Origin of the sequence: Methanothrix harundinacea 6Ac (genome assembly GCF_000235565.1) — an archaeon.
GTDB lineage: Archaea > Halobacteriota > Methanosarcinia > Methanotrichales > Methanotrichaceae > Methanocrinis > Methanocrinis harundinaceus.
In genome coordinates, this window is record NC_017527.1 from 944,527 (window position 1) to 970,460 (window position 25,934).

Annotated in this window: 22 protein-coding genes and 1 tRNA gene; 7 read left to right on the plus strand and 16 right to left on the minus strand. The window is 58.3% G+C overall.

The genetic code is table 11. From position 1 onward, the window contains the following. Positions 1-30 precede the first annotated feature (30 nt). Positions 31-933, plus strand: a complete 903-nt coding sequence (locus MHAR_RS04490) for an ArsA family ATPase (RefSeq protein ID WP_014586426.1) — start codon at positions 31-33, stop codon at positions 931-933. A 44-nt stretch (positions 934-977) separates the two neighbouring features. After that, positions 978-1,292 (plus strand): hypothetical protein, encoded by a 315-nt coding sequence (locus MHAR_RS04495; RefSeq protein ID WP_014586427.1) that lies wholly within the window; start codon positions 978-980, stop codon positions 1,290-1,292. 128 nt (positions 1,293-1,420) lie between these two features. On the opposite strand, the gene MHAR_RS12845 is transcribed toward MHAR_RS04495, so the two are convergent. Then, positions 1,421-3,451 (minus strand): PEGA domain-containing protein, encoded by a 2,031-nt coding sequence (locus tag MHAR_RS12845; protein WP_081472270.1) that lies wholly within the window; start codon positions 3,449-3,451, stop codon positions 1,421-1,423. A 9-nt stretch (positions 3,452-3,460) separates the two neighbouring features. After that, positions 3,461-5,851 carry a hypothetical protein gene (locus tag MHAR_RS13275; RefSeq protein ID WP_014586429.1) on the minus strand — a complete coding sequence of 797 codons (2,391 nt, stop codon included), beginning with the start codon at positions 5,849-5,851 and terminating at the stop codon, positions 3,461-3,463. 400 nt (positions 5,852-6,251) lie between these two features. Here MHAR_RS13275 and MHAR_RS12850 point away from each other — a divergent pair, with 400 nt between their 5' ends. Together MHAR_RS12850 and MHAR_RS04515 are read left to right on the plus strand one after the other, a co-directional pair. Further along, positions 6,252-6,518, plus strand: a complete 267-nt coding sequence (locus MHAR_RS12850; protein ID WP_081472271.1) for a transposase — start codon at positions 6,252-6,254, stop codon at positions 6,516-6,518. Between the two features lie 163 nt (positions 6,519-6,681). Then, a tRNA-Arg gene (locus MHAR_RS04515) sits at positions 6,682-6,759 on the plus strand. Between the two features lie 69 nt (positions 6,760-6,828). Here the strand turns inward: MHAR_RS04515 and hisG are convergent. Beyond that, complete coding sequence (gene hisG, locus MHAR_RS04520) at positions 6,829-7,701, minus strand: ATP phosphoribosyltransferase (protein WP_014586430.1); 873 nt, start codon at positions 7,699-7,701, stop codon at positions 6,829-6,831. A 112-nt stretch (positions 7,702-7,813) separates the two neighbouring features. Here hisG and MHAR_RS04525 point away from each other — a divergent pair, with 112 nt between their 5' ends. Continuing rightward, complete coding sequence (locus MHAR_RS04525) at positions 7,814-8,332, plus strand: nitroreductase family protein (RefSeq protein WP_048144834.1); 519 nt, start codon at positions 7,814-7,816, stop codon at positions 8,330-8,332. Continuing rightward, positions 8,329-9,930 (plus strand): tRNA uridine(34) 5-carboxymethylaminomethyl modification radical SAM/GNAT enzyme Elp3, encoded by a 1,602-nt coding sequence (locus tag MHAR_RS04530; protein WP_014586432.1) that lies wholly within the window; start codon positions 8,329-8,331, stop codon positions 9,928-9,930. Before MHAR_RS04525 ends, MHAR_RS04530 begins: the two co-directional genes overlap by 4 nt. Before the next feature lie 27 nt (positions 9,931-9,957). On the opposite strand, the gene MHAR_RS13650 is transcribed toward MHAR_RS04530, so the two are convergent. Beyond that, the gene (locus MHAR_RS13650; protein ID WP_187287852.1) at positions 9,958-10,095 is read right to left on the minus strand and encodes a hypothetical protein; all 138 of its coding nucleotides are present in this window, start codon (positions 10,093-10,095) and stop codon (positions 9,958-9,960) included. Between the two features lie 672 nt (positions 10,096-10,767). On the opposite strand from MHAR_RS13650, the gene MHAR_RS04535 reads away from it, so the two are divergent. Then, positions 10,768-11,136, plus strand: a complete 369-nt coding sequence (locus MHAR_RS04535; protein WP_014586433.1) for a hypothetical protein — start codon at positions 10,768-10,770, stop codon at positions 11,134-11,136. 269 nt (positions 11,137-11,405) lie between these two features. Here MHAR_RS04535 and thsB read toward each other — a convergent pair whose 3' ends face one another. From thsB to MHAR_RS04595, 12 genes are all read right to left on the minus strand, one after another. Further along, on the minus strand, positions 11,406-13,091 hold the full coding sequence (gene thsB, locus MHAR_RS04540; protein WP_014586434.1) for a thermosome subunit beta: 1,686 nt from the start codon (positions 13,089-13,091) through the stop codon (positions 11,406-11,408). A 131-nt stretch (positions 13,092-13,222) separates the two neighbouring features. Then, positions 13,223-14,212 carry a hypothetical protein gene (locus tag MHAR_RS04545; protein ID WP_014586435.1) on the minus strand — a complete coding sequence of 330 codons (990 nt, stop codon included), beginning with the start codon at positions 14,210-14,212 and terminating at the stop codon, positions 13,223-13,225. Positions 14,213-14,215: 3 nt separating this feature from the next. Then, positions 14,216-14,464, minus strand: a complete 249-nt coding sequence (locus MHAR_RS04550; RefSeq protein ID WP_048144365.1) for a hypothetical protein — start codon at positions 14,462-14,464, stop codon at positions 14,216-14,218. After that, on the minus strand, positions 14,461-18,153 hold the full coding sequence (locus tag MHAR_RS04555) for a CHAT domain-containing protein (protein WP_081472272.1): 3,693 nt from the start codon (positions 18,151-18,153) through the stop codon (positions 14,461-14,463). Before MHAR_RS04555 ends, MHAR_RS04550 begins: the two co-directional genes overlap by 4 nt. A gap of 178 nt (positions 18,154-18,331) precedes the next feature. Continuing rightward, positions 18,332-19,096, minus strand: coding sequence for a hypothetical protein (locus MHAR_RS04560; RefSeq protein WP_014586437.1), 765 nt, complete (start codon positions 19,094-19,096; stop codon positions 18,332-18,334). Between the two features lie 431 nt (positions 19,097-19,527). After that, positions 19,528-20,757 (minus strand): ABC transporter permease, encoded by a 1,230-nt coding sequence (locus MHAR_RS04565; RefSeq protein ID WP_014586438.1) that lies wholly within the window; start codon positions 20,755-20,757, stop codon positions 19,528-19,530. 25 nt (positions 20,758-20,782) lie between these two features. Continuing rightward, a complete protein-coding gene (locus tag MHAR_RS04570) occupies positions 20,783-21,730 on the minus strand; it encodes a COG1361 S-layer family protein (RefSeq protein WP_014586439.1) in 948 nt (315 codons plus the stop codon). Further along, complete coding sequence (locus MHAR_RS04575) at positions 21,727-22,404, minus strand: ABC transporter ATP-binding protein (RefSeq protein ID WP_014586440.1); 678 nt, start codon at positions 22,402-22,404, stop codon at positions 21,727-21,729. The genes MHAR_RS04570 and MHAR_RS04575 overlap by 4 nt, the downstream gene beginning before the upstream one ends. Beyond that, positions 22,392-23,063 (minus strand): hypothetical protein, encoded by a 672-nt coding sequence (locus MHAR_RS04580; protein ID WP_014586441.1) that lies wholly within the window; start codon positions 23,061-23,063, stop codon positions 22,392-22,394. The genes MHAR_RS04575 and MHAR_RS04580 overlap by 13 nt, the downstream gene beginning before the upstream one ends. Then, positions 23,060-23,539: a hypothetical protein gene (locus MHAR_RS04585; RefSeq protein ID WP_143763283.1), complete on the minus strand. Its 480-nt coding sequence runs from the start codon at positions 23,537-23,539 to the stop codon at positions 23,060-23,062. The genes MHAR_RS04580 and MHAR_RS04585 overlap by 4 nt, the downstream gene beginning before the upstream one ends. Positions 23,540-23,715: 176 nt before the next feature. Continuing rightward, on the minus strand, positions 23,716-24,651 hold the full coding sequence (locus MHAR_RS04590) for a hypothetical protein (protein ID WP_014586443.1): 936 nt from the start codon (positions 24,649-24,651) through the stop codon (positions 23,716-23,718). 304 nt (positions 24,652-24,955) lie between these two features. Then, complete coding sequence (locus MHAR_RS04595) at positions 24,956-25,834, minus strand: cation diffusion facilitator family transporter (protein WP_052300985.1); 879 nt, start codon at positions 25,832-25,834, stop codon at positions 24,956-24,958. Positions 25,835-25,934 lie beyond the last annotated feature (100 nt).

Consider the following 25,934-nt stretch of genomic DNA (forward strand, 5'->3'; position numbering starts at 1 on the left):
GTAAATCCTCGCCCGGGATGAAAAAAGTTCATGCGACTCGTCTACATGGCCGGGAAGGGGGGCGTCGGAAAGAGCGTCTGCTCGGCGGCGACGGGGCTCTGGGCCTCCGAGCAGGGCAAAAAGACCCTCGCCTTCTCCATGGACCCCGCCCACTCCCTATCCGACATCCTGGAGGCGGATATCGGAGATCAGCCCACCCCCATAGCCGAGAACCTCTACGCCGTCGAGCCGGACCTCGCCGCCGAGGCGGAGAAGTTCTACGCCGCCTACAGGAGCCTCTTCCGGGCGTTATTCGAGATGTTTCAGTTTGAGGTCCGGCCTGCGGACTTCGGGGTCCTCCCCGGCGTCGGGGAGCTGATCTTCATGGACCGGCTCTACGACGTTTACATGGAAGGAGATTACGAGGTCGTCGTCATCGACTCCGCCCCCACCGCCCTCGTCCTCCCGCTCCTGAAGCTCCCCGAGGTGACGACCGGGGTCGTCACCCGCCTTTTGGGGATGAAGTCGCGGTGGACGGGGATCTTCAACATGCTGGAGCCGGGCTTCGGCGACTCCGTCGTCAAGGAGGTCCGCCGCCTCAGAACAAAAGCCGAGACGATGAGAAACGCCCTCATCGACCCCGAGATCACCACCATATCCGTCGTCATGATCCCAGAGAAGGCGGCGGTCCTGGAGAGCGAGCGGCTTATAAAGACCGTCGAGGCCCACGGGGTCACCGTCGACTCCATCATCGTAAACCACGTGATGGCCCCCTGCGGTTGTGACTACTGCAGCCGGCGGGTCGCCTCGCAGAAAGGATACATCGAGGAGATCAAAACCAAGTTCGCGAATAAGCAGATCGCGCTCCTGCCCTCCTACGGCGAGGAGGTGAAGGGCGCGGGGCTCGCGCAGGTGGCGCGGGATCTTTATGAGAGGGGGCAGGTGAGGATATAGGAGGGCGCGGGTCTTGGGGGCCCTCCCACGACTTCGGCGAAAGGATGGTGAGATGGCGGGGGAGAGGATCTAAGCGGACTATACTTTTCCCCAGGGCCTTAGATGATTTCGAGTCAGAGAACGTCAAATCCCTGGCGGAAGTCTGCCCCAACAAGGCCATATCCGTCACCCTGGCCGACGACATCCCAAGAGTGGAGAGCTTCACCCTAACCTTCGAGATGGTCCCCTACTGCAGGTGCCGGATCCCCTTCGCCACAGAGAAGGATATGGCGTACATCGGCGAGCTTCTCCCCGATGCGGTCCCGGCGAGGAGCTCCGATCCTTCCTGGATGAACCTATGCCCCACCTGCCGCCGGTAGGCCTTCCGGGATGGGGCGGGGAGGGATCTCGTCGTCAGAAGGAGCGGGGCGAGGAGGTGAGGGGGGGTCGGAGAGAGGGGGATGAAACGCGGATCGTCACAGCGAGCTAGTGGAGATGACGGCCGCCATCAATCTTCTACAGAATATCCATTCTTCTTTATCAATTCACACTCGTATTCCTGCTCAGTTCCGGCATAGACGCAGACTTTCCCCCCTTCTCCTATCCCCTTCACCTCGCACTCTTGATACCCCTCTTTCCTGAGGGAAATTCTATGGATGCCTTTGGGCAGAATCAACTTGATGGGAGTCATTTGGTAAGTGAATTTTCCGTTTATCCAGATCTTGGCGCCAGAGGGTTTGCTCGTGAGCTTGACATTTCCGCTTAAAAGCATCGATCGGAGAAGCTCCAATAGGCATATCATGGCAGGAGGCACCAGAAGCAACGTCGTCTCGAAGACCCCGATGGATATCAGATTGAATAGATTTTCTAGGGTCAGATCCACCAAAGGTGGAAACTTCGCCGTCAGTCCCACCGAGAACCCCCAGATGGAGAGGACTACTATGACACTGTAAAGGGTGAGGAAGGATCGGAGCATCTTGGTGTGCAAATACTGGTATTTCTTTTCCTCTTGACTGGTCCCGCTCCTCCTGGAGCTTATGAAATTCATGGGTATCGCCGTATAAAATGCGGCGATAATAGCGAGAATAGTGGCGAATATCTCTCCCAGCTCTCCGTAGTAGTTCATCAGCCAATCCTGAGAGTCGAGCTCGTTGGCCCGCAGGATTACAGCATCGAGGGATAGGAGAAGAGCGAGCATCAGGACCGAGTTAATAAACCATAATTTTGTAACCGTTACAAGCCTTCTCGAAATCTCCTCCTTTCCGAAATTAACTTCCGTGAAATATACAACAGTGACAAAGACCATGAGGTATATGTAAATTTGGAAGAGGCTCAGGGACTTCAAAAATACTACAATTTTGTACGATTCCTGGATAGTTGGCATTTCGGGGAGGTAAACATTCAAATATATATATATCAATGTAATTAATATTAAAATGAGTAGTATAATAACTTTATCGGCGTAATTAAAGGCTTTCTTGCTCAGAATTCTATTCAGAATTCTATTCAGAATTCTATTCATAATATTATAATATTTATATATGTTTTCTCTAAAATAGCCTATAGGCAAAAGAACGAAGAAGACTACAAAGAAATAAACATATATCGGAATTATCGGATCGGCCTTTGGTATATAGATGCTATCATATAACTTATTGTCATACTTTATGAATACATTAATTTCTTGCGTCTCGTCTCTCGAATCGTTAACTAATAAATTAAAATAATATTTTATTCCAGGATTCACATCTAATAAAATTAGCTCTGAAATGTTATCAGACAATGATTTTTTTATAGGTATTATGCCGATTGCTCCGTTATTTGCTGTGTGATTTTCAATTTTTTGATCACTGACTTGTTTTATCGACCAGTAGCAGTAAAGAGGTTCGTTCTCAACATCTGATGCATTGACATCATAATAGAGGATCAGGGGACTGCCTATATTTTTATAAATAAGCATATTATTACACGGCATAAAGGATCCTGCATCCGATTCGGGTAACATCAATGTAGCTTTTTTAATTTCTGGAATATTATTATTTATTATAATTTTCGTCTTGCCGTTTATAAAAAGCTCTCCTCTAAAATCCCATCGCCATTCTCCTATTGTACTTTTCTCCAAATCGAGTTCTCCTGGCTCCGAAATAATGGATATCTTGGCATCATAACTGCAGATTTCACTCTTATTCTTTCTAAGATAATTATTAAATCTTATTTCTCTGGTTACATCATCATAGACGAATCTCCCACTTGTTAATCTTATATCCTCTAACTCACGAGGTACTCTTATTACTCCATTTAGGACATCTACTCCGTATTTTTTATCCCCTACTACCTCATAAGTTACAGATATAATCTCCCCTCTCTTAAAATCGGTTTTGTTATCGTTCAATGAAATACTTATTGTTAAGTCGATAGGAGGTCTGCCTTTACTTCCTTTAGTTGGCCCCAGCTCGATAATCCCCCAATCACTATTACATATAGCGGGACTTACTAAATGGAGAATGATAAATAATAGTACAATTAAATACCTCATCATAACATTCACCTAACATAGACGAGAGCTACATCTAATTATTGTATTACAATAATCAAGTGCAGATCCACTTTCACAAGTAATCAAAGAATTACGTTGCGCAATGCCGCATGAGCTTGTGCCATCAACACATCGAATATAATTATCATATATATGACCATTTCCAGCACAATTACATAAATATATGCCCGCGCTACTATGGCTATGGTCACCATTGTTTGTAAAATCACTTATATTATTATTGATTATGATTGGGTAATTCACTCCCAATATCAGTATCCCATACCTAGTTCTTGCGGATATATCATTATTATATATTATAATATTATCTAAATAATTATTTTCTGATCCACTCGCATAAATACCACTGGGATGATCGGCAGGGCCGTCGTTGGAGGTTCCTGTGACATAAAATCCGTCTATTGTAACATTATTAGAGATTATTTTAACTATATATTTTTCTTCTGAATAGATCTTCGGTTTTTCTCCTCCATCTCCCATTAGAATAAGAGGCTTATCTATCACCAGGTTCTCGGTATAATTTCCCGCCATCACCGTAATTTTTCCTCCGGGCGAGACATCTCTGATCGCATCACCTATCTTGGTGCGGTTGACTTCATACCCTTCGGCCTCGCACTGGCTGTATCCGGGCTCATATACGCAGATATTCTTTGGCCTCTCGACCGATATAGAACCCTCTGAGAAGTTTGAATTATCGCCGTCATCCCAGCAGGTTATATTCCAGGCATATTTGCCTGGCTGTGGTACCTCAGCTCTCAATAAACTCTCTGATCCGTTGATGGGAGATCCGTCCCGATCTTCCTCAGAACCATTTATATAAAAGACGCATCGATCCAGGCGGCGGTCATCGGCGGGGATGTAGACGAACTCTATCGTCTGATTCACAAAACAAAGATCACCGTCCTGGGGATATAAGATCGTCACCAACGGGGGATTATCCCTTTGAATGATTATCGCATTTTCAGGGCCCACGTTGGACGCAGACTCGTTATCGTAGCAGATGACCTTCCATGTGTGAAGGCCGCTGGTATTGAAAGTCCAGTTGAAGGTGGTGTCTTCGACTCCGATCACAGGGCTTTCGCTCTTCAATCCGGTGTCGTTTTCGTCGATGAGGAGGGCACAGTATTCGATCTTCTTATCGTCGGATGGCCGGTAAACGAAATGGACCGCCTTATTGACATAGCTGGAATTATCACCATCGTCTGGTGATATCAAGACGACAGTTGGAGGCTGGTTCTTCAGAATCTCGACGCTCCAGACCTCCTGGGACGGATTGCATTGCCCTTCTTCGTCGCAGCACTCCACCGACCAGGTGTAGATTCCCGTATCATTGAACTGATATTCAAAGGTGTTCACGGATCCATTTTCCGGATTGATTTTCACATTATCGGTGCGGCTTTCATTTATAAATAATGTACAATTTCTTAGATTGTTATCTGTGGGAATGAAATTGAGCGCCATCACCTCTCCCTCGTGGCCGATGCTGCCGTCATGCGGATCTTCCAGCCTCACTTTTGGTTGGGGGTCCTTGATGGTTATCCGCCTTTCACGAGCCGGAGTACATTTCGATACGTTGTTGCAGCAGACTATCTTCCACACGAAATCGCCTGTGTTGTTGAATGTATGGTAAAGGGTATAATTCCTCCCGCTGGAGGGGATTTCGTTGCGGTCTTTTTCTTCGTTAGCGATGAAGAGGTCGCAGTATTCGATCCTGTTGACATCATCAGGAGAATAATCAAATCCAACCCGATCCCACAGATAATATACGGCTTGGTCATCGGGCGAAACCAGCTTTACTTTCGGGAATCCCTCACATGGTCCTATCTCCAGGTCGTCTATCCAGCCAGCTTGAGACCTGTATCCGCTCTTTGTACCTTGGAACTTCCAGGATACGATATGGGAACCGTTGGGAATCCTATTGTTTTGATCGGTGATATAGTAATCCCACTCACGGCTATTTTGATCATTCTCTCGCAGGGCGCCTATATAATTACCATCAATATAAAAGAAGATGCTTCCACCATCTTCAGACAGCTTCCACCAGAAGCTCACGTTAACGGGACCTTCCTCGACTTCCACCCTCCTGCATATTATCGTTGAATTGAATCCTTCTACTTCACCTGACCTTAAAGACCAACTGCTATTATGTCCCGTGGAATTTATCACCCATCCGCAATCATCATTGCAGGGCCCTTCTGTGATGCAATCTATCCATCCGAAACCCATATTTTCGTTTTCGAAATCTAAGCACTCCCCGAGGGATGGGATCAAAAATGCAAAAAATATTACATATATTAGACAAGCTAAATTAATAAAATTACGCTTAAGGTTACTTGAGGCAGTGACACTGTATATGAGGGTTCCACACAACCAGATCGACATTTTTATATCATCTCCCTAACGTGTTGCATCCGCATTGCTTCATGCTGACGAACGACGGCGTCTCTGACCTCCAGATTCCTTAAGACATGAGATGTATAAATCATTTTCGTTTATACAAAAGAGATTATCTATAAAAAATTAAATATAGATGATTTCTAAAAACTAAAATAATGGTAAAGTATATACTATAAAAATCCATAATACATGGTATGAAGGACCCGTATAGATTTCTCTATATTGCAGGAATACTTTGAAAACGTTCTAACGCGTAGTAATAAGCTATCAGCTATATCCAAAATTGTTAACTGGATTGGCTTTTGCCTGTAGCTGATGGTCTGTACAAAAACAACACCCTTCGATGGAGTAGACCTAATATTGAAATTATTATGATGATAATGCTATGACTCTCCTGCGGCTCTATGGTCTTTCAGTCCCTCAGTTGGAGCTTCAGGTTGCAGATGGAATTTCATTTCGAGTTTTCCTTGGGACGACCGAAACCATCTCCGATTACACTACTGTCTGGCTCTTTCTTAAGATATACCAGCTTCGTGCTAAAGGATATGACGTGAAGAAAGGCCTAATCCAGGATGCTTCTTTAATAACTTCTGATCAAGGTCATACGAAAAAGGTTGTTCCCCGAGGAGGTGTTGTGGGTGCAGGTCATTGAAAATCTCTACTTTGGGTTCGATTGGCTGAGACTTCGACGAACATTGATCCTTACGACCGGTTTTAAGGGCAATCGTTTGAACCGCCTACAACCGCGGCCCAGAATTCACCCTAAGCGGCCGGAAACCTTGATATACCAGTTTCCCCCTCCAGAAAGCCGTCGTGGGCGTGTAGCCTAGCCAGGACAAGGCGGCAGCCTCCTAAGCTGTAGATCAAGGGTTCGAATCCCTTCACGCCCGCCAACTTCGACCTCGCTTTCCTCTTCGCTTTCCTCTCTCCTATCTTGCTGATCCAATCGCCCCGGCGAGATTTCAGGGCACGATCTTTGATATGGCGACCTCGATGATATCCTCGGCCCCCGCCTTCTTGAGGAGGGGGATGAGAAGGTTTATCCCTGACCGGTCGACGACGGACTGGACGGCGTAGAACCCGGAGTTGTAGAGCTTCGAGACCGTCGGCCGCTTCATGCTGGGAAGAAGGGCGATCACCTCCTCGATCCGGTCCTCGGGGACGTTCAGGGCGATCAAGACCTTCCCCCTCGCCCTGGTGACGGCGAAGAGCATCGTCTCGATAGCCTCTATCTCCTCCCTCTTCTCGGGATCGGCCCAGCTATTCTTGTTGGCGATCAGCTCCGAGGTCGACTCCAGGATGACGTCGACGATCTTGAGGCCGTTTTTGACCAGGGTCGAGCCGGTCTCCGTCAGGTCGACGACGGCGTCGGCGAGCTCCGGGACCTTCGCCTCCGTCGCCCCGAAGGAGTTTTCCACCTCCACGGGAATGCCGAGGTCGGCGAAGAACTTCCTGGTGAGGTTCGGATACTCCGTCGAGATCCTGGACCCCGGGAGGATATCTTTTGCGCTTGCGGCCCTCTGGGCCTCGGGGACGGCGACGACGACTTTAACTTTTCCGGGTCCCTGCTTGCCGTAGTCGAGCTCCGCCACCGTGACCACGACGGCCCCCGACTCCACCACCCAGTCGGTCCCGCTGATCCCCAGGTCGAAGTACCCCTTGGCGACGTAGGTGGGGATCTCCTGGGGCCGGAGGATCTTCACCTTCCCCACCCGGGGGTCGTCGATCCTGGCGTTGTACTCCCGCTCCGTCCTCTTGATCTCGAGCCCCGCCTGAGCGAAGAGCTGGAGGGTCTGGTTCTGGAGGCTCCCCTTTGGAATCGCGATATTGATCATGGATCAGAACACCTTCCTCCAGTGGGGGCCTCTGAGGCTTTTATCCTTTGCCATTCCGGCTCCCCCCGGATCCATCACAAATTTTAATATCCTCCAGGGGAGATCATCGTCGATGAACTTCAAAGATGCCCTGACGGGCAGAAGGTCCGTCAGGAGGTACGCCGACCGCCCCGTCGGCCGGGATCTGATCGCCTCCCTCATCGAGGCGGCGGAGACCGCCCCCTCCGCCGGAAACCTGAGGGCGAGGGAGTACTACGTCGTCCTCCGCCCCGAGCTGAAGCATGCCCTCGCCGCCGCCGCCTTCAGCCAGGAGCAGGTGGCTAGCGCCCCTGTCGTCATCGTCGTCTGCGCCGACCCCTCCCGGTCGGGGAGGCGGTACGGCGACCGGGGAGGGCTCTACTCGATCCAGGACGCCGCCTCGGCGACGACCTGCCTCCTCCTCGCCGCCTTCGATATGGGGCTAGCAAGCTGCTGGACCGGCGCCTTCGACGAGTCGATGGTGAGGGAGATCCTGAGCCTCCCCCGCCGCCTCGTCCCCACGGCGATCGTCCCCGTCGGCTGGCCAGCGGAGAGGCCGGCTCCGCCGCCGGGCCGGGATATGACGGAGGCAGTCCACTGGATCGAGGGATGAAGAGGGATCGGGGGCTGAAAGCGGATCGAGGTGTGACGGAGGGCCTCCGGGAGATCGTCGACGCCATCCTCGCCGGGGAGATCGGAAGCGAGGCGGAGCTCGATAAGTGGAAGAGGAAGGCCGGCCGCAAGTTCGGCCTCGCAGACCTGCCGAAGAACGCCGATATCCTCGCCGAGGCCGATGAGAGTGAGCGTGCCCGGCTAAAGCTCCTGGTTAGAAAGCCGACTAGAACTCTATCGGGGGTGGCGGTGGTGGCGGCGATGACCTCTCCCGCCCCCTGCCCCCACGGGGTCTGCGTCCCCTGCCCCGGCGGCATAGGTCTATCGAGCCCAACGCCTCAGAGCTACACCGGTCGGGAGCCGGCGGCGATGAGGGCGATCCAACAGGGCTACGACCCCTACCTCCAGGTGAGGGCGCGCCTCCGGCAGCTATCGGAGATCGGCCACCCTCTGGACAAGGTGGACCTGATCATCATGGGGGGGACGATCACCTCGCGCCCCCTGGGGTATGCGAGCTGGTTTGTCAAAAGGTGTCTTGAGGCGATGAACGATCATCCCCAGAGGGGCCCGGGTCCCGGGGGCTCCTCCCTCCAGGAGGCCCGAAAGAGCTTCCAGGAGGTGGCCCTCGAGAACGAGTCCTCCCGGGTCAGAAACGTCGGGACCACCTTCGAGACGAGGCCCGACTGGTGCGGTCCCGCCTCCATCCGGAGTATCCTCCACCTCGGGGGGACGAAGGTGGAGCTGGGGGTCCAGTCCACCGACGACGAACTTCTCTTGAGGATGAGACGGGGGCACACCGTCCGGGAGACGATCGAGGCGAACCGGGCCCTCCGGGAGGCGGGGCTGAAGGTGGGGTTTCACATGATGCCTGGCCTCCCCGGATCTGACCCCCAGCGGGACCTCGCCTCCTTTCGTGAGCTATTCGATGGCGAGGAGTTCCGGCCCGACTACCTCAAGATCTATCCCGCCCTGGTGGTGGAGGGGACGGAGCTCTACGACCTCTACCTCCGGGGCGAGTACGAGCCCCTGGGGGACGGCGAGGCGGCAGAGCTGATATCGAGGATAAAGGAGCTGATCCCCCCCTACACCAGGCTCCAGCGGGTCCAGAGGGACATCCCCGCCCCCGCGATAGCCGCCGGGGTCAAAAAGAGCAACCTCCGCCAGCTGGCGAAGGCGCGGCTCCTATCGAGGGGGGGGTCCTGCCGGTGCATCCGCTGCCGGGAGGCGGGGCTCCGGGGGGTCTCTGAGGAGGCGGAGGTATCCCTCAGAGACCTCTCCTACCGGGCTTGCGGCGGCGAAGAGCGGTTCCTCTCCTTTGAGGCGGAGGACGGCACCCTGGCGGGCTTCCTCCGCCTCCGGCTCTCGGAGGGGGCACACGTCAGGGAGCTCCACGTCTACGGCCCCATGACCCCCCTGGGGAAGAGGGGCGGCTGGCAGCACCGGGGCATAGGATCGACCCTCCTCGCCGAGGCGGAGGAGATCTCCTCCTACCGGGGTTATGAATCCCTCCGGGTAACGAGCGGTATCGGGGCGAGGCCTTACTACCGGAGGCAAGGCTACCAGCTCCAGGGCCCATACATGGTCAGGGACCTCCCCTGAGCCGGCCCGGAGCCGGAGGCGGGATCATCAGGGGGGAGGGCATTCGGGGATGCAGAGGATCGCCAGAAGGAGAAGGATGGCAGCGGCTGTGACCAATATGATGTGATCTCGAAGCTTCCTCCACCGCCCTTCGGCGATCCCGGCCTCGAGATTTGAAGCTTCCATGAACGGCATCACCTTCATCTCCTCTTTCGCCATCGATCCGGGAAAAATGAGCGGCTTACGACGGCGGCTGGTCGAAGGGGAATTGCTTCAGACCTAATCCCTTATTAGAGGATCTGTTCCTAAATAAACCTTCCTGACAGATCCCGAAAGAGGCTTCTTCGACTCCTCGCCGTCGGCCCCGCATTGGGCCGACCCCTTTGGTCAGAAGAATCAATTGCCCTCGATTTTGGTCCATATTCTAAATCAATCTCCGGGGCCATTATATGGGACGTCCCATCCCATCTCCGGACCCTCTTCGAGCCGGTCGGCGACAGATCTTCAAAGCTTTTATGGAAACATCATCTTTAAATATTATGTATGGGGCGTAATTTATCGGCTCGCAAAAGGCCGTCTTTGGGGTGGCGAGAAGGATGGAGCGCAGCGGGACCTCTCTCTGCCGAGCGGATCCGGATGGCGGCCCGGATTTAAGCCGACGGGCGGGCTTCATATCTGCCGCCCCGAAGATGGGGAGGTGTGGCTTCAGCTCGGAGGATACATCTCATCCTTTCAAAGGTGGCGCGTCAATTAATCGAACTTTATATCCTCTGGATATATCGTTATTACGGATTAAAACTGCAGTGCGAAAGGATTAACTATGGGAATTTAGATAATGCCCGGTGAAGGTGATGAACCGTGACAGATTGGCCCGTCCTCCTGCTGATCATGGAAGGGATACCCTTCCTGGCCTTCGTTTATTATCTCGATCACAAGAAGAAGATGTACCTCCTCGAGAGGGGGGTGGTGGATCGGGGTGGAGAGGAGTCTCTGGATGAGAGGCTCGAGAGGCGCCTCTCCTCTGGCCTCTTCCTCTCCCTGACGGGGGCGGCCATCATCATCGCTCCAAACCTGGCGAGGCATGCGGGGATCGAGGCCTTCCTCACCTTCGAGCTCCTGCTCTTGGGGATCGTGGTCCTCTGCTCCGGCCTGGCCATGCTCCTGGGTTACGGGATCATGAGAGGCAGGAAGCCCTACTCCTCCGAGGGGATCCTGGGGTTCAAGTGAGCCCTTCCGGATCCGACCCCCATCCTTCTTCCTCGGCCTCATCAAAATGGCCGGCATTTTTAGGATCTTATTAAAAGCTGAAAAAATAGGTCCCGGGACGGGAAAGAGGAGGCGCCAGGTTCGGATCCCGTCCATCGGATCTCTTTTTGGTGGTGGAGGCGGAGGGGGTTGGAGGCGCGTTCACCCTCCTGTTTTATCCGCAGCCTTCTGATCCCTCCTCCGCCTCGAGAGGGGAGGTCCACCGATCGATTCGGCGCCGGTCGTCCCCTTCACATCATCCCCGGGGGCATGCCCATTCCCATGCCCCCCATGCCGCCGGGCATCCCGCCCATGCCTCCCATCCCGGCACCTGGACCGGCGGGGGGCTGCTCCGTCCTCTTGGAGGCGATGACGTCGTCGATCCGGAGGATCAGGTTTGCGGCGTCGGTGGCGGACTTGATCGCCTGGGTCTTAACCCGGAGGGGCTCGACGACCCCCATCTCCCACATGTCCACGACCTTGCCGTCGGAGGTGTTGAGGCCGCCGGTCTTCATCCCCGCCTCGTGGCTGCTCTTCATCTCCGTCAGCTTGGTTATGGCGTCAAAGCCGGCGTTCTCGGCCAGGGCCTTGGGGATCTCGGCCACCGCTTCGGCGAACTTGGCGACGGCGAGCTGCTCTCTCCCCTTGAAGTTCGAGGAGTACTCTCGGAGCTTGAGGTAGAGCTCCACCTCGGGGGCGCCGCCCCCTGCCACGAGGGTCCCGTCCTCGACGGCGGCGGCGACGGCGTGGAGGGCGTCGTCCAGGGCCCTTTCGAGGCTGTCGACGACCTGCTGGGTCCCGCCCCGGAGGAGGAGGGAGACCGTCCCCTCTCTGGCGAGGCCGGTGACGAAGGCCATGGGGGCTCCGCCCACCTTCTTCTCCTCCACCAGCTCCGCCCGGCCCAGGTCTGCGGGGGTCATCTCGTCGAGGTTGGTGACGATGTTCCCGCCGGAGGCCCGGGCGAGCTTCTTCAGGTCGGTCTTTCTGATCCTCCGGAAGGCCATGATCCCCGCCTTTGCGAGGATGCTCTGGGCGAGGTCGTCGATCCCCTTCTGGCAGAAGACGACGTTGGCGCCGGTGGCTATCACCTTCTCCACCACCTTCTTGATCGCCTCCTTCTCCTGGTTTGCGAAGATCTTGAACTGGTCGGAGGAGGTTATGGAGATCTCGGCCTTCGTCTCGGTGTCCCGGGCCTCGATGGGGGTTCCGAGGATCGCGATCCTCGCATTCTCGACCTTCTTGGGCATGTTGGGGTGAACCCTCTCCTTGTCGATGATGATCCCGTGGAAGAGCTGGGAGTCGTCCATGCTCTCTCCGGCCTTCTTCTCGACGATGACGTTCTTGAGGGAGACGACCTTCTTCCCCTCCTCCGTCACCTCGGTCACCGCCAGGACCATGTCCACGGCGTCCTTGGAGATCTGGACGTCCGGGGTTCCTGCGAGCTTCCCGGTCATGGCGGTGAGGGCGATCTTCTCCAAGAGGTTCCTGTCCTTCTCGGAGACCTTCCTTGCCATCCCCTCCAGGACCTCGATCGCCTTATCGGCGGCCATGCTGTACCCCTGGACGATCATCGTCGGATGGACGCCGAGATCGACCAGCTCCTCCGCCCTCTTGAGGAGCTCGCCGGTGAGGATCGCCACCGTCGTAGTCCCGTCGCCGACGGCGTCGTTCTGGGCCTTCGCCGCCTCCACCAGCATCTTGGCGGCGGGGTGCTCCACCTCCATCTCCCGGAGGATCGTGACCCCGTCGTTGGTGATCGTCACGTCTCCGATGGTGTCTACGAGGAGCTTGTCCATCCCCCGGGGGCCGAGGGTGGACCTGACCGCCTTGGCCACGGCCCTCGCCGCCATGATGTTGTTGGCCATCGCCTCTCTTCCCCGCTCTCGCCGAGCGCCTTCTCTGAGAATCAATATCGGCTGTCCACCTAATCCTGCCATATAATGCCTCCTTCTCGGGAGCAGACTATTTGACCTTCTATAAAAGGGTTTTCTAGCTCATCGGAAGAACAGGCAGTTACAGCCACGTCAGCAAAAAAGTTCAAAGTATCTCATCACGGATCTAGGTCGGATCAGGGCGTCCCCTCGCCACCAGATCCGCTCCCCGAATCGTGATAGTACTTCATCTTCGCAACACAACCCCGATCGCCGTTGTAGAGCCAGAGCATGAGCTTCACCCAGAGGGCGATCTCATCGTCCAGCGTCTCGGGGAGAGTCTGGTGGAGGGATTTCAAGAGATCGAACCGGTAAAGGTCCACCGCCGACCGGATCCTCTCCCCATAGCTCTGGGCCTGGCTGACGGCCGCCCGATACGATATAAAGGCCAGGACCACCCCTACCGCAAAGACCAGAACGGCTTCTTTCAGAAACCCCAGCCCGCCCAGATATAGGGAGCCTCCAATTGAGACGATGGCGACGAGGGACGCGAAATTGAGCAAGGCGACCATGGGGGTGAGAGCCTCCTCGACCTCTTCTTGGACCTTCTCCGGGAGGAGGGGCCAGAGCCGCGGCCACCAGAAGACGGTGTCCATGCCGTCGCCGTAGGCGCCCTTGGAGTAGTCTTCAGCGGCTCGGAGGGCGTTGCCGAGGCGGGTGGGCATCAGCCGCTCTCTCTTAGGATAGCCGTAGAAGAGGACCGCCTGAAGCTCGTTGAACCTCGGCCGGTCCCCCTTCACTTCGGCCTGGTCAAGATCCTTGGTCATCCTCTCATAGATGGCCCTCTCGCCCCACCTCGGCATGTCGCCGAACCGGCGGTACAGCCACCGGGGCCAGTAGCCCTCGTAGAAGCGGACCGTTGGCCGGGTGAGGGGCATGAGGAGATAGGCCAGGACTGTGATCAGGATCAGGGCTCCGACGAGGATCAGGATCTGAGCCGAGAGCCCGCCCTCCTGCCCTTTGACCATCCCCTCCAGCTGCCAGAGCTCCAGAGCGGAGCCCCAGCCCCGGGGCCAGGCTCCTATCAGGACGGCGATCGAGGCGGAGATGAAGGCAGGAAACCAGTAGGCTAAGAGGAAGTTTCGGTCCAGAAGGCCCGATGCCTTATCCAGGAAGTTTCCGAGCATCGTTTACCCCTGAGAAGATCTGGTCCCGTCCGATCTGCCCTGAACCTCAAGCTCCGTCCCGCATTTAGGGCAGTGGGCCGTCGTCCCCCGCCACTCTATATCCCTGGTCCGGATTATTTTGTCGCAGTGGGAGCATCGATAGCTATTGGCCTTGCCACCTGCGGCCCCATAAATATCCGGGGTTCCATAGACGTCGGCGTACTGACGCTTTTCACTTTCGGCGTTATAGCCCTTCTTCCAATCCTCATTCACGAATTTTCACCTCTCGCCTTCTCGATGATCGCCTGCATCACCTCATCGCCGTCGCCGTCCGGCCCCGCCAGCCGGAGGAAGAGCCCCCTGAACCTGACCCCATCGACCTCCTCCACCGTCTCGCAGAGCCGATCGAAGCTGGCTGGCAGCGCCTCGGCGCCGAACGTGCCGAGAGAGAGGGTTAGGTTTTGAAGGGTTGAGGGCAGCATCCCGGAGCGGGTGAGCAAACGGATGACCGCTGAGGCCAGGTGATGGGCAAGAGATTTAGATGATCCCATTTTTCTGTGGTAATAGCCCAGATTGTTGTGGCTCACTGATACGGATTCGGTATCGCCGGTCAGATATTCGTACCGAAGAGCGTCCTCCTCAAACCTGGCCGCCTGGTCGGTCTGGCCCATCTCGTCCTTCAGGTCGGCGAGAGCGGAGAAGACCTTTCCTATCATTTCGATATCCTTCTCCTTCTCAAAGACCACCTTGCAATTCCAGAGGAGGCTTCCTGCCTCTTCGTAGCGTTCCAGCCGGAGGAGAGGAAAGTAATCGTTGAAGGCGGCATTCGCCAGATTCAGATCCGTCGCTCCGCGAACTTCCTTTGCCTTCAGTTCTTCTGCGTTCAGCTCCAGGGCCAGCTGAAAATCTCCTGAGCCAAGAGCCGCAACTCGGCCAGCATCGAGGATGCCCTCTATGACGTTCCAGGGCTCAACTGACTCATTCTCAGCTCTTTTTTCGGTAAGGACCTCCATCTTCCCCCTCAGCTCTTCCACGGCCGTCAGGACCTCGTCGTATCGGCCGAGCTTATTCAGCGCCTGGAGCCTTGATGCCTCGTCCGACAGCTGGGTCCAGGGTCCAAGACCCGCCTTGCGGGAATAACCCTTCATCTCCTCGGCGATATGGAGACCCTCCTCAAACCTGCCGGTCGTTAGAAGGATCTGGATAAGATAAGTAGAGAACGCTGAAGCCTCCCAGAACTTCCCTTCGTCTGAGCATTTGATCAGCAGAGACCTCAACATCGCCTCCGCCTCCTGCCACCGGCCCGCCGCAAGCAACGCCTTGGCTAGGACTGCGGTGTCGATCGGCTCTCGATCAGTTCCCTCAGTAGCTTCGGCGATCCGGCGGAGCATCGGCAGCACTGCAGCCGCCGTCCCCAAGGACTTGTCTCGATAGATCGCCTGGTCCAGGAGGGTGGAGGCCTCATCCCACCTTCCGAGCCTCATCAGGTAAGGCGCTGACCTCAGCCCCGCCTGGACGACCCATCCACCCGCGCCTTCCTTCTCGCCCTCGATCGCGGCGCTGAAGACGGCGCCCCAGAGATCGGCCATCTCCGAGTCCACAGCCTTCCGGAACCCCACTTCCAGCTCCGCGAGGCCCGCCTCGGCGACGCCGGGATGGAGGGAGTACCTGACGGCCTCCCCCAGCCTCTGGACCTCCACGAGGGCTTTCAGCTCCCCCAGGAGATCATCGATCCCCGGAGGCGAGCCGGATCGCCCGAGGGCAGTCCAAAGGTTCGGCCAGACCATCTCCACGATTCTGCTATCCCGGTCGGGCTCCTCCAGGGCCGAGAGGAGGTGGAATAAGGTCCTGGCTTGGGGGGAGAGCGTCTCCGATAGCCCCTGAGTCCACCCTTTAAGAACCTCCAGGAACTTCTCGGCGTCCTCCATAGACTCGCCCTCCTCGAAGAAGCTGGAGAGGCGGCCCTCATCCCCCCAGGCCGCCGCCGCCCTCCCCAGGTGCCTCTCCAGGGCGGCGGGATCCTTTGCCTGGGCATCCGCGAGCTCGATCAGCTTGGGGTGGCCCTGGACGAGGGCCAGCGTCCTGCTGACGAGGCTGCGCCCCTCCTCGAGGCTGACGACGCTCTTACCCGAGAGAAGCCTCCCCAGGTTCTCCATCTCCCGGGCGAGGACGATCGACTCGTTCAGGGAGAGGGCGAATATCGGCTCGACGGCCACCAGGTCGCGGTCGAGGTCTTTGGGGAGCCGCCGGGACGTGAAAATCGTCCGGGAAAATCCGTCTTGATCGAGGAGGGTTTTAGCCAAGATCCCCCACCGCTCGTCCCGCCAACTCCCGTCGCTCGTCAGAAGCGACTCCAGGTTGTCCAGGACGACGAGGATGCTGTTATTCTCAAGGACCCCTCTCAGCTGCGGCAGGAAGTCTCGGAAGGAGTCGGCATCGCCGACAGCGTGGACCATCTTGAAGCCGGGAAGCTGCCGCTCCATCTCCGTCGCCAGATCCAGGAGCGCCCCGCCGATCTCCTTGCCCAGGTCGGGGGCCTTGTACCAGACGAACCCCTGGAACCTGGGGCTTCGGCTGTGGTGATAGGCCAGCTCCAGGGCGCAAGCGGTCTTTCCAGCACCGGCCATCCCGTGGAAGAGGACCCCCCTCTTATCGCTCTCGACCGCCAGGGCCGAGCTCGCCCTGATCATGGGGCCGCTCCGCCCGACGAACCGCTCAGGCTCGTCGGGGAAGTAGGCGAGACCGGGAGAGGGGATCGTGAACTCCGATCGGGGGATCTTGGGCGGCTTTATCTGAAGCTTCGCCGCCTCCCTGCCGAATAGAGCAGGGGTCGCCAGGCTAAGGGGCGGCGATCCGGCGTTGAAGCCCCACCTCAGCTCCTCCTCCAGAGCCTCCCTCAGCGAGAGCTGCAGCGCCCTTGGAAGCGGCTGCCCCTTGCCAAAAAGCCGCTCGTAAAGCTCGGATGCGAGCTTGATGGCGAAGTCGTCGCCGACGGGATACCGCATGGCTAGGACGGCGCAGTCCAGCCGGTCCACCAATTCTTGAGCGAGGGCTGGCATGGGGCCGCCGTCCGCCTCAAAGCAGGAAGTAGCCTTTTTTACCTCCTCTGGAACCGGTATCTTCAGCCAGTTCAGCGTCTCCTCCAGCGTGGCGGCGGCGGAGAGGCAGGACGAGAGGGTCACGAACTTCAGCCTGCCCCGGGCGAGGCTAAGCAGGTCCGCCAGATCCTCGGAGCTGACCTCGTCCATCGTCCCGTCCGGGTTCTCCAGGACGATAGCCCCCTGCCTCCCGTGGCCGGAGATGTGGATCAGGTCCCAACCCTCCCCCTCCTCCAGCGCTTCTTGAAGGTTATCGCGGGTTACGCCGTACTGGAGGACCCTCAGCTCCACCCCCAGGTTGTGGGTCTGGGCGATGCTTCGGATCAGCCGCATCTGCTGGTAGCGTTCCCTCCGGAGGGCTAGGGCCGAGACATCGGTGGGGAGGCTGTAGATCGCCAGCATCCGGAGCCTCTCCCCCACCCCCTCGTGCTCTACAGGCTCTGAGCCCTTCACCTCGAAGACGAGGCTGAGGTCTCGAAGCGCCGCGGGCTTACCTCCAACTTCAGCTAGCTCCAGGGGTAGGTGGGCTACTGCCCTCGCCTCCGGCGGGAAGACGACCCGGACAGTGACGGGGGTTCGTAACTTGGAGAGACTCTCTGCCACCTCGCCGAAGACCTTGGAGCCGATCCAGCGGCTCAACTCGTCAATAAGCCGCTTCTGTTCAGCCATCCGATCGTCAGGAGAGGAGTGGCGGTCCAGATGGCTCTGGAGGTCCAAGATGGCCGTGGTGTTAGGATCTTGAAGGTCGAGGTTCACCTCCTGGTCTATAAGGAAGTTTCCTGAGGCGTCCTTCAGCACCCAGCGCCAACGTTGAGCGTCTTTATAGTCGACAACTTCAAGAAGCAGTCCGTCTCCTCTCTCCATAAGACCATCTTAAGAAGTTAATAGAATTATAACTTTCGGTATCAGTATTCCGGCTGATTAGGCGGCACGATCCAGTTGGATCATTGTTAAATTTCGAAAGTGATGCCGCCCGGAGCAGGGGGGGCTTTAGCCCCCCCGGCCTTTGGGGGACTATAGCTCTCAGGGCGATTTCGAGACCTCAGAGCTCTATTCCCAGCGCCTCCATAAGGGCCCTGACGTCGGTGGTCGCCTTCCCCCCTTCAGCCGAAGCGTTGGAGAGGGAGGCGAAGGTCGCCTCCGTCGCGTTGGCTGCCGTTGCCGTAACGTTCCCGAGGGTGCTGAGGGGCCTCACGTCCTCCCCCGTCGGCGCCCCCAGGACGTTCCCCAGGACCCTCACGTCCATCGGCTCCGAGGCGGTGGAGGTGCTGGCGGGAGCTGAGATCAAGCCGACGGTGCTGAGGTCGGCGGCCACCTCGCCGGTGGCGTTCAGGCCCCCACCCAGGGTCGCTGCCTCCATCGGCTCCGTTGCACTGGTCGTGCTGATGGGCGTCGCCTCTGAATCTATGGTGCTGAGCCCCGTGGCGTTCCCGGCGGCAGATGCCACACGGCCGCCTCCCAGGGATCCCAGGTTCGTGGGCAAGAGGGCCCCGGCGCCGACCCCTATCGCCTCCACCTCGGCCCCTCCGGATCCGTTGCCGAGGGTGCCGATCGCGGTCTCGTTGGCGTCAACGGCTATTGACTCATTGGTGAAGTTGGAGAATCCGGTGGTGTTGGTTAAGTTCATGGTCTCGTTCAGGGTGGCGTTCGTCCCGATCTCGCTGCCGGCGACCGGTTGTTCATCGACCAGGTTCAGGTTGGTCAGGTCCTCTCCGACCTCCTCCGCCGCCGAAATCGGGGCGGCGGCTGCGAGGATGGAGACGATCGCCATGGCCATCAAAGACTTGGACATCTTGTTGCGGATCATTGTAGTAGCCTCCTATCGAAGACGGGCTCCCGGAGGAGGGGGTCCGATCTGATGCCTTCCTGCGGCCTTGAGATATAGATCTGATCCGAATATAAGCTGAATGCAGCTCCGGACCGCCGCCTTCCCGGACCCGCGTGCCCGGCCCCCGGCGAACTCTGGAGGGATGTGCTGAGTCGGGAGGGGAGATCGCCGAGGGCTCTCGGGGCTGGCCGGGGCGGAATTCATCATTTAATTTTTATATGGAAGTCTTCATGGTATCGGGTCAAGGCCGCCCTCCTCTCCGCCGACCAGGCGAAGCCCGGCACCCCGTTCCCGGCCCCCTGGCGAGGGAGAGGAGGTAAACTGCGCCAGCATTTTTCGCCAGAGGGCTATCGGGGCGGTGCCGGGGGTCCAGCCTTCTGCCAGGGTCCTTCTGGGTGGAGGGGGCGCCATCAGCCCTTCCCCCGGAGGGCCTCGATGGGGTCGAGGATCGCGGCCCTGTTCGCTGGATATATCCCGGCGGCGGTGGTGATCAGCACCCCGAAGAGGAGGCCGAGAGCCACCGACTGGACCGTCACCTCCGTGGGTATCATCGCCACCCCACCCACGAGCTTCGAGACGAGGGCCCCGAGGATGATTCCCACGATGCTGCTCGCAAGGCCGAGCATCCCCGCGTCCAGGAGGTAGAGGGCCCGGACGTCCCAGGCGGTAGCGCCGATCGCCTTCATCACCCCTATCTCGGAGGTCCTCTCCTTCACCGTCAGCATCATGACGTTGGATATGCCGATCGCCCCAACGATCAGAGATACGCCGCCGATGCCAGCGAGGGCGTACTTTATCATATTCAACACCTCCAGCACCGACTCAAACATCGTCGATAGCGCCTCTACGCTGTAAGCCTCGTTCCTGTGAATCCTGGATAGGGCCTTATCGACCTTCTCCGCCACCTCCTCCACCTCGGCGGAGTCCCGGGCCCTCACGATGATGCTGTCGTAGTTGTAATTTTCAGCGTCCAGGAGTTCTTTCATCGCCCGGTGGGCGATGTATATGCCGCCGCCGGAGGCGTAGGATGGATCCTCGTCCTCCTCCAGGACCCCCACCACCTTCAGGTCCATGTAACGGCTCTTTTCGTCCGAATAGATCCTTATCTGGTTTCCGGGAGAGATCTTCATCCTGAAGAGTTCTTCAGCCACCTCATGGCTGACCACCGCCGCCCTGTAGTCGGACTCCGCCAGAAATCGTCCCCGGGCCAATGAATCCCTCATATCTTCGTGGTTTGCGGGAGATATCCCAACGACGGTGACGGAGGCGTTGTCCCCCCGGAAGGAGAGGAGAGCCCTCGAGTTTTTGAGGGGGTATGCCGCATCGACCCCCAGGACGTTCCCAATGATCTTGACATCTCTATCGTCGAACTCGGCGGGCTCCCCCGGGGTTGAGGCCGGCCTGCCCCCGGGGCCCGGTCCCATCCCCATCCCCATCCCCGATCCCGGCCTCACGCTGATGAGGTCCATATCCATATCGCCGAACTGTTCGCTGACGCCGCCGTAGAGCCCCTGGCCCACCGAGAGGAGGGCGACGATCGAGATGACGCCGATGATGATCCCCAGGCTTGACATGAAAGCCCTCCTCCGGTCGGCCCGGAAGCTCAGGAGGACGTACTCCATCATATCCTCTGGCCTCAAGAAACCTCACCTCCTGCCGCCCATTTCAGCTCCTATGATGGGATAAAGGTCGGTTTCTCCTCCTCCGCCAGAAGTAAGCGCCTCCTATCACCGTCGGGAGGAGGACCGCCGCCGCGGCCGTCGTCATCCCTCCTCTCCCCTCCCCGGGCGGTCTCCTCCCGCCGCTGGAACCATCCGCTCCCGGTCTGAGGGTCGTGGTGTAGACCCCGGACTCGTGCCAGGTGTCCCCGTTCTTGAACCTGGCCCTGAACCGGAGGTCGATCTCCTCGGCTGGAGATGCCGTCTTGAGGTCGAAGTCTATGGTGAAGATCTCGTCGGGCTCCATCGTCCCGATGTAGTACTCTTTTGGCGAGAACTCCACCCCCGCCGCCTCGGGGACGATCGTCACCGCGTTGAGGGCGTTCTTCCTGGGGTTTGCCACGTCGAGGCTCGCGCTCGAGGAGGTGGGGGCCTCAGCCTGGATCAGCATCACGTCCGAGGAGTCCACCTTCACCGGGACCTTCCGGTTCATCTCCGAGGGTGCCTCCTCATATCCGCTGACGAGGCGAGCATCCAAAAAGCATGTCCCGTCGGTCGTCTTTTCGTCGGCCCTGACGTTGAAGTAGACGGCGATCCTGTCGCCGGGGCCTATGGTCCCGACGTCTACATAGGGATCGCTGAGAACCTCCAGGCCTCGAGTCCCCTTCAGCTCCACCCGGTATATCGGCACGGTGAACGAGAAGTCCTCCCTCTGGTAGGAGACGACGTACTGGTCGGCGGAGTTCTCGATGACGATAGAGACGATCCCGGTGTCCCCAGGCATCAGAACCTCCGGCGATACCGAGGACTCGATCACTATCGTCGGCTCCGGGGGGCGGTACATATAGCCGTAGGTGTAGGCGAGGGTCCCGGGGGTGAGGGCCAAAGCCAGGATCAGGATCGAAGCCGCCAGAGCCATAGCCCAGTTGGGCGCAGGACCATGATTCGAATTCAAGATGCGCCCTCCTGAATACGGCCGTCTCTCATCCAGATGACGCGGCTGCAGGACTCCGTCGTTTCTGCGTCGTGGGTTACCATGATAATCGTCCGACCTTCTCTATTGAGCCCCTTCATGATCTCGATGATCTCCCTTCTGCTCTTCTGATCGAGGTTTCCCGTCGGTTCATCGGCGAGGATCACGGAGGGATCGTTGGCTAGAGCCCTGGCGATCGCCACCCTCTGCCTTTCCCCGCCGGAGAGGTTGGTGGGGCTGAAGCCGAGGCGGCCTCCGAGCCCCACCGCCTCCAGGAGCTCCTTTGCTCGATCTCTCCTCTCCTCCTTAGGCAGCTCTTTGAAGGTCATGGGGAGCTCGACGTTCATGAGGTTCGAGATCCTCCCGATGAGGTGGAACCTCTGGAAGACGAACCCGATCTCGTCTCTTCTTATCCTGGCCAGATCTCGGTCGGATAGCCTCCCCAGGTCCCGGCCCTGCAGAAGGATCGTCCCATCCGAGGGGCGGTCGAGGCATCCCAGGATGTTCATGAAGGTGCTCTTTCCGCAGCCTGAGGGGCCCATCAGGGCCACAAAATCCCCCTCCTCGATCTCAAGGTCGATCCCCCGGAGGACCGGAACCTCCATCTCCCCGACCCTGTACCTCTTCTCCAGGCCCTTCACCTCTACCAGGGGCATGGTTCGCCTCCGGCCGTCTCGGGGGCACCGTTTCTTCCCGGACCCATCTGGTCGGAGGGGAAGGTCAGGCTGTAGGTCGTCGCCCCTCCGGCGTGGAGGGTGAGGTTTCCGCACCCCACCTGGACCCCGTCCACATCGCAGGTCCTGACGGTGATGTGCCCCGCCGTCCTGTCCTCGCCCGCTCTCTGCCCCTCTCTATAATCGACCAGGTCGGCGTCGAGGATGGTGCAGTTCCCGTCGAGGGTCTGGTTGATCCTCACCAGGACGAAGTGGCGGTCGCCCAGGGTCATCCCTCCCAGGGCGGCGTTGAAGCCTCCAGACCCCGCCATCTCCTCTCGGATCTCGTCGAGGCTCCTATTCTCCCTCAGCATCTCCCTCGCCAGGGCCGGAGGGATCCGTTTGGTATCGATCAGCCATATATGGAGGAAGTAGGTCTCGCCCCTCTCCAGGGCTACCCCCCCCGCCCGGAAGGGGCCGGCCGGGGGGCGGCCCTCGCCGTCGGCGCCGGGGCGGTGGCGGTCCCCTCCGACCTCCGGCGGCACAGGTCCGGGGTTCGGCCGGTCCGCCGGGATCGATACATCTTCGGCGGGGTATGAGAGGGCGGTGGAGACGACTGAGAAGACCATCGCCAGGACGACCGGGATTATGGAGGTCTTCAAGGGGATCCCTCCTCGGGGGGGGCTTCCAGTCGGAGGCGGTACCTACCTCTCTTGGGCCCCTCTCTGATCAGGAGGCTCCCGACGCCTTTCCATCCGCCCACCCCGGTCTCTCTCGTCTCTATCCTTCCCGCTACCGCCCCTTTCGCCGCCTGGGACCAGATGCCACCCCCCCGGACCTCGGCGAGGTCGGCCCTGAGGACCGTCTCGGTGTCCAGAGTCCGGAAGGAGAGATCCGAGAGCTGGAACTTCTCCATCCCCAGCTGAAGATCTCCCCAGTATACGAAGGAGGGGTTCGCCTCCTCCTCGATCAGCATTTTGACCTCATCGATGCTCCTTCTGCTCGATAGGAGCTCTCGGATCTGGGAGGGGCTGAGGAGCCGGAGCCCCTCGACCTCCATCATGATGGGGAGGGGTGCCTGGAAGGGCGAGCCCACCGGGCCCAAGGCGACGCCGCTCCTGACGAAGGCGGTCTTCATCGGGATGGTGGATGGAGCGATATAGGAATCAGTAAATGTCGTCTCTTTCATCATCGGAGGTCACCTCAGGCCCGGAATTCGGGGTTGGGTGGTCGGGCCCTGGGCCCCAGCGCCCAAGGCCCCCCAACCCGATTCCGATATGGATATCTTGGAACTTTCCCCCAGAATCTCCCGGGCTACTCCTCACCCGGGAATCCGGCCTTCTTCATCCGGCCTCCAAAGACTCCCCTACCCTGATCTTCCATCCCCGAGGCTCTCGTTCCGAACTGGCACTCAGGGTATCCCTGCCTCATGCCGGGAGATCCCATCCCGAACCGCTCGCCCTGGCAGCCCTGACCTCTCCTCATCCCGTCGGGGCCGAGGCCCAGGATGCTGCAGACCTCCCTCTGCTCCGAAAGCTCCGCGAGGGTCATATTCTCCATCTCCGTCCTCCTCGCCTCGTTCAGCTCCTCGAGCTCGCCGATCGTCATCTTCTCAAGCTCGCCGATCTTCTCCTCCCGGAGAGCCTCGATCTCAGCGAGGGTCATCCCCTCCAGCTCTTCCAGGGTGATATCGGTGGCGAGGAGGCAGGCTCCAAAGCCGAGGAAGGGACGGTCTTGCCGGCTCTCCCTCAGCTCCGCGAGGGTCATATTCTCCATCTCGAGCCTCTTCTCCTGCCAGAGGGCCTCGATCTCCTCGGAGGTCATGTTCCCGAGCTCGGCCATCTTCTCCGCCCTCAGATCCGAGAGCTCGGCGAGGGTCATATTCTTGATCTCCTCATCGGTCAGGTCCATCATCAGAATAGACGGACATCCGAAGCACCGGTCCATCGGTCCCCTGGCGCCGGGCCCCTGGGTCATGGCGCACCGGTCCATTGGACCCGGGCTCCTGCTCCGCTGGTACATGGGAGAGTCGCCGGTCTCGCCCTCTCGGGGACACTGGGCCACATTCATCTCCTGTCTATGGGCCCTCAGCTCTCCCAGGGTCATATTCTCCATCTCCTCTTCGGTCAGGTTCATCCCATCGAACCCGCCGTGCCGCCCGGGACCCTTCTCCCAGGGCATCGAGAAGGCGGGGACCGCGATGAGGGTGGCCACCGCCAGGGTTATCAAAAGTCCAGTTGTTCTCATCATTCATACCTCACTAGTCGAGGACGGCTCTGCCGAAGCACCGGCGCCGCCCTCCTCGACAACCCCCCTGAGGCCTGAACGATGGTAATAATTAGAGCCGAACCAATCCGGACTATAACCGTTCAGATATCGTTCAAACTTCATTAAATTGTTCAAATTCTTCTAGAATACGAATTAAAGGTTTTATTCATCCTTAAAATCGGTATTAATCTCCATTTTCTCCATCAGGGCCTTCTGGTCCCGTCTAGCTCTCAGCCCCTCCGGCGGCCCCACCCCGCCGCCGCGCCGCCGGGCACGGGGCGGGGTCTCATACCCGGCCTCGCCCCTCCTTCTCATCGCCGTAGGGCTCCAGATGGACGACGACGTCGACCACGTCGGAGACGTACTCGATGAGCCTCCGCTTCACCTCCTCGGAGATCTCGTGCCCCTCCTCGACGGTGAGCCTCGGGTCTACCAGGACGTGGAGGTCTACCTCGATCCCGGAGCCGATGTGCCGGGTCCTGATGGCGTGGACCTCCTCGACTCCGGGGGTGGCGCTCGCCAGCTGCTCGATCCCGCGACGGATCTCCTCGGGTGCCCCGAGGTCGACGAGCTGCTCCAAAGATGGCCGGATGATCTTCCAGGCTACCTGGAGGATGAAGGCAGAGATGACGATCGCCCCCAGGTGGTCGAGGAAGGAGAGGCCTGGTACGATGGCCGCCCCGGCGACGGCTGCTGCCGCTGGTATGGAGCTGAGGGCGTCGGATCGATGGTGCCAGGCGCTGGCGATTAGGGCCGGCGATCTTATCTCTTTTCCCACCGAGATGGTCCATTGGTATAGGAACTCCTTTGTGAAGATCATCACGACTGCGGCGAAGAAGGCGACGGCTCCGGGGGGTTTTCGTTGAGGATCATGGAGGGTTGCGAGGGCGTTGTAGCCGATCCCCAGGGCGACGGCTGCCAGGATGAGGCCGATGAATATGGTCACCAGAAACTCGATCCTCCGATGGCCGTGAGGATGGCATTCGTCCGGCGGCCTCGACCAGAACCTCACCCCCACGAGGACCGCAACGCCCGTGACGGTGTCGGAGAGGCTGTGGACTGCGTCCGCCACCACCGCCTGGCTGTTTCCGACTATCCCCGCCACAAACTCCATGAACGTGAGGGCCAGGTTTATCACGACGCCGATGAGGGTTAACCTCCTCACGGTCGATGCATGGCGTCTGTTCTCGGACTCTAGGTTATTGGAAGATCTAGCCGCTGTTTCAGCCATCCGGATCACCACGCATAGAAATGTCCATAGCATC

Coding starts and splice junctions, on each gene's coding strand:
- MHAR_RS12845 (WP_081472270.1), bottom strand. CDS start 3,451: ATGATGAGGTATTTAATTGTACTATTATTTATCATTCTCCATTTAGTA.
- MHAR_RS04545 (WP_014586435.1), bottom strand. CDS start 14,212: ATGCTCGGAAACTTCCTGGATAAGGCATCGGGCCTTCTGGACCGAAAC.
- MHAR_RS04555 (WP_081472272.1), bottom strand. CDS start 18,153: ATGGAGAGAGGAGACGGACTGCTTCTTGAAGTTGTCGACTATAAAGAC.
- hisG (WP_014586430.1), bottom strand. CDS start 7,701: ATGATCAATATCGCGATTCCAAAGGGGAGCCTCCAGAACCAGACCCTC.
- MHAR_RS13275 (WP_014586429.1), bottom strand. CDS start 5,851: ATGTCGATCTGGTTGTGTGGAACCCTCATATACAGTGTCACTGCCTCA.
- MHAR_RS04560 (WP_014586437.1), bottom strand. CDS start 19,096: ATGATCCGCAACAAGATGTCCAAGTCTTTGATGGCCATGGCGATCGTC.
- MHAR_RS12850 (WP_081472271.1), top strand. CDS start 6,252: ATGACTCTCCTGCGGCTCTATGGTCTTTCAGTCCCTCAGTTGGAGCTT.
- MHAR_RS04590 (WP_014586443.1), bottom strand. CDS start 24,651: ATGATGAGAACAACTGGACTTTTGATAACCCTGGCGGTGGCCACCCTC.
- MHAR_RS04525 (WP_048144834.1), top strand. CDS start 7,814: ATGAACTTCAAAGATGCCCTGACGGGCAGAAGGTCCGTCAGGAGGTAC.
- MHAR_RS04530 (WP_014586432.1), top strand. CDS start 8,329: ATGAAGAGGGATCGGGGGCTGAAAGCGGATCGAGGTGTGACGGAGGGC.
- MHAR_RS04495 (WP_014586427.1), top strand. CDS start 978: ATGGTGAGATGGCGGGGGAGAGGATCTAAGCGGACTATACTTTTCCCC.
- MHAR_RS04490 (WP_014586426.1), top strand. CDS start 31: ATGCGACTCGTCTACATGGCCGGGAAGGGGGGCGTCGGAAAGAGCGTC.
- MHAR_RS04575 (WP_014586440.1), bottom strand. CDS start 22,404: ATGCCCCTGGTAGAGGTGAAGGGCCTGGAGAAGAGGTACAGGGTCGGG.
- MHAR_RS04585 (WP_143763283.1), bottom strand. CDS start 23,539: ATGAAGACCGCCTTCGTCAGGAGCGGCGTCGCCTTGGGCCCGGTGGGC.
- thsB (WP_014586434.1), bottom strand. CDS start 13,091: ATGGCAGGATTAGGTGGACAGCCGATATTGATTCTCAGAGAAGGCGCT.
- MHAR_RS13650 (WP_187287852.1), bottom strand. CDS start 10,095: ATGGAAGCTTCAAATCTCGAGGCCGGGATCGCCGAAGGGCGGTGGAGG.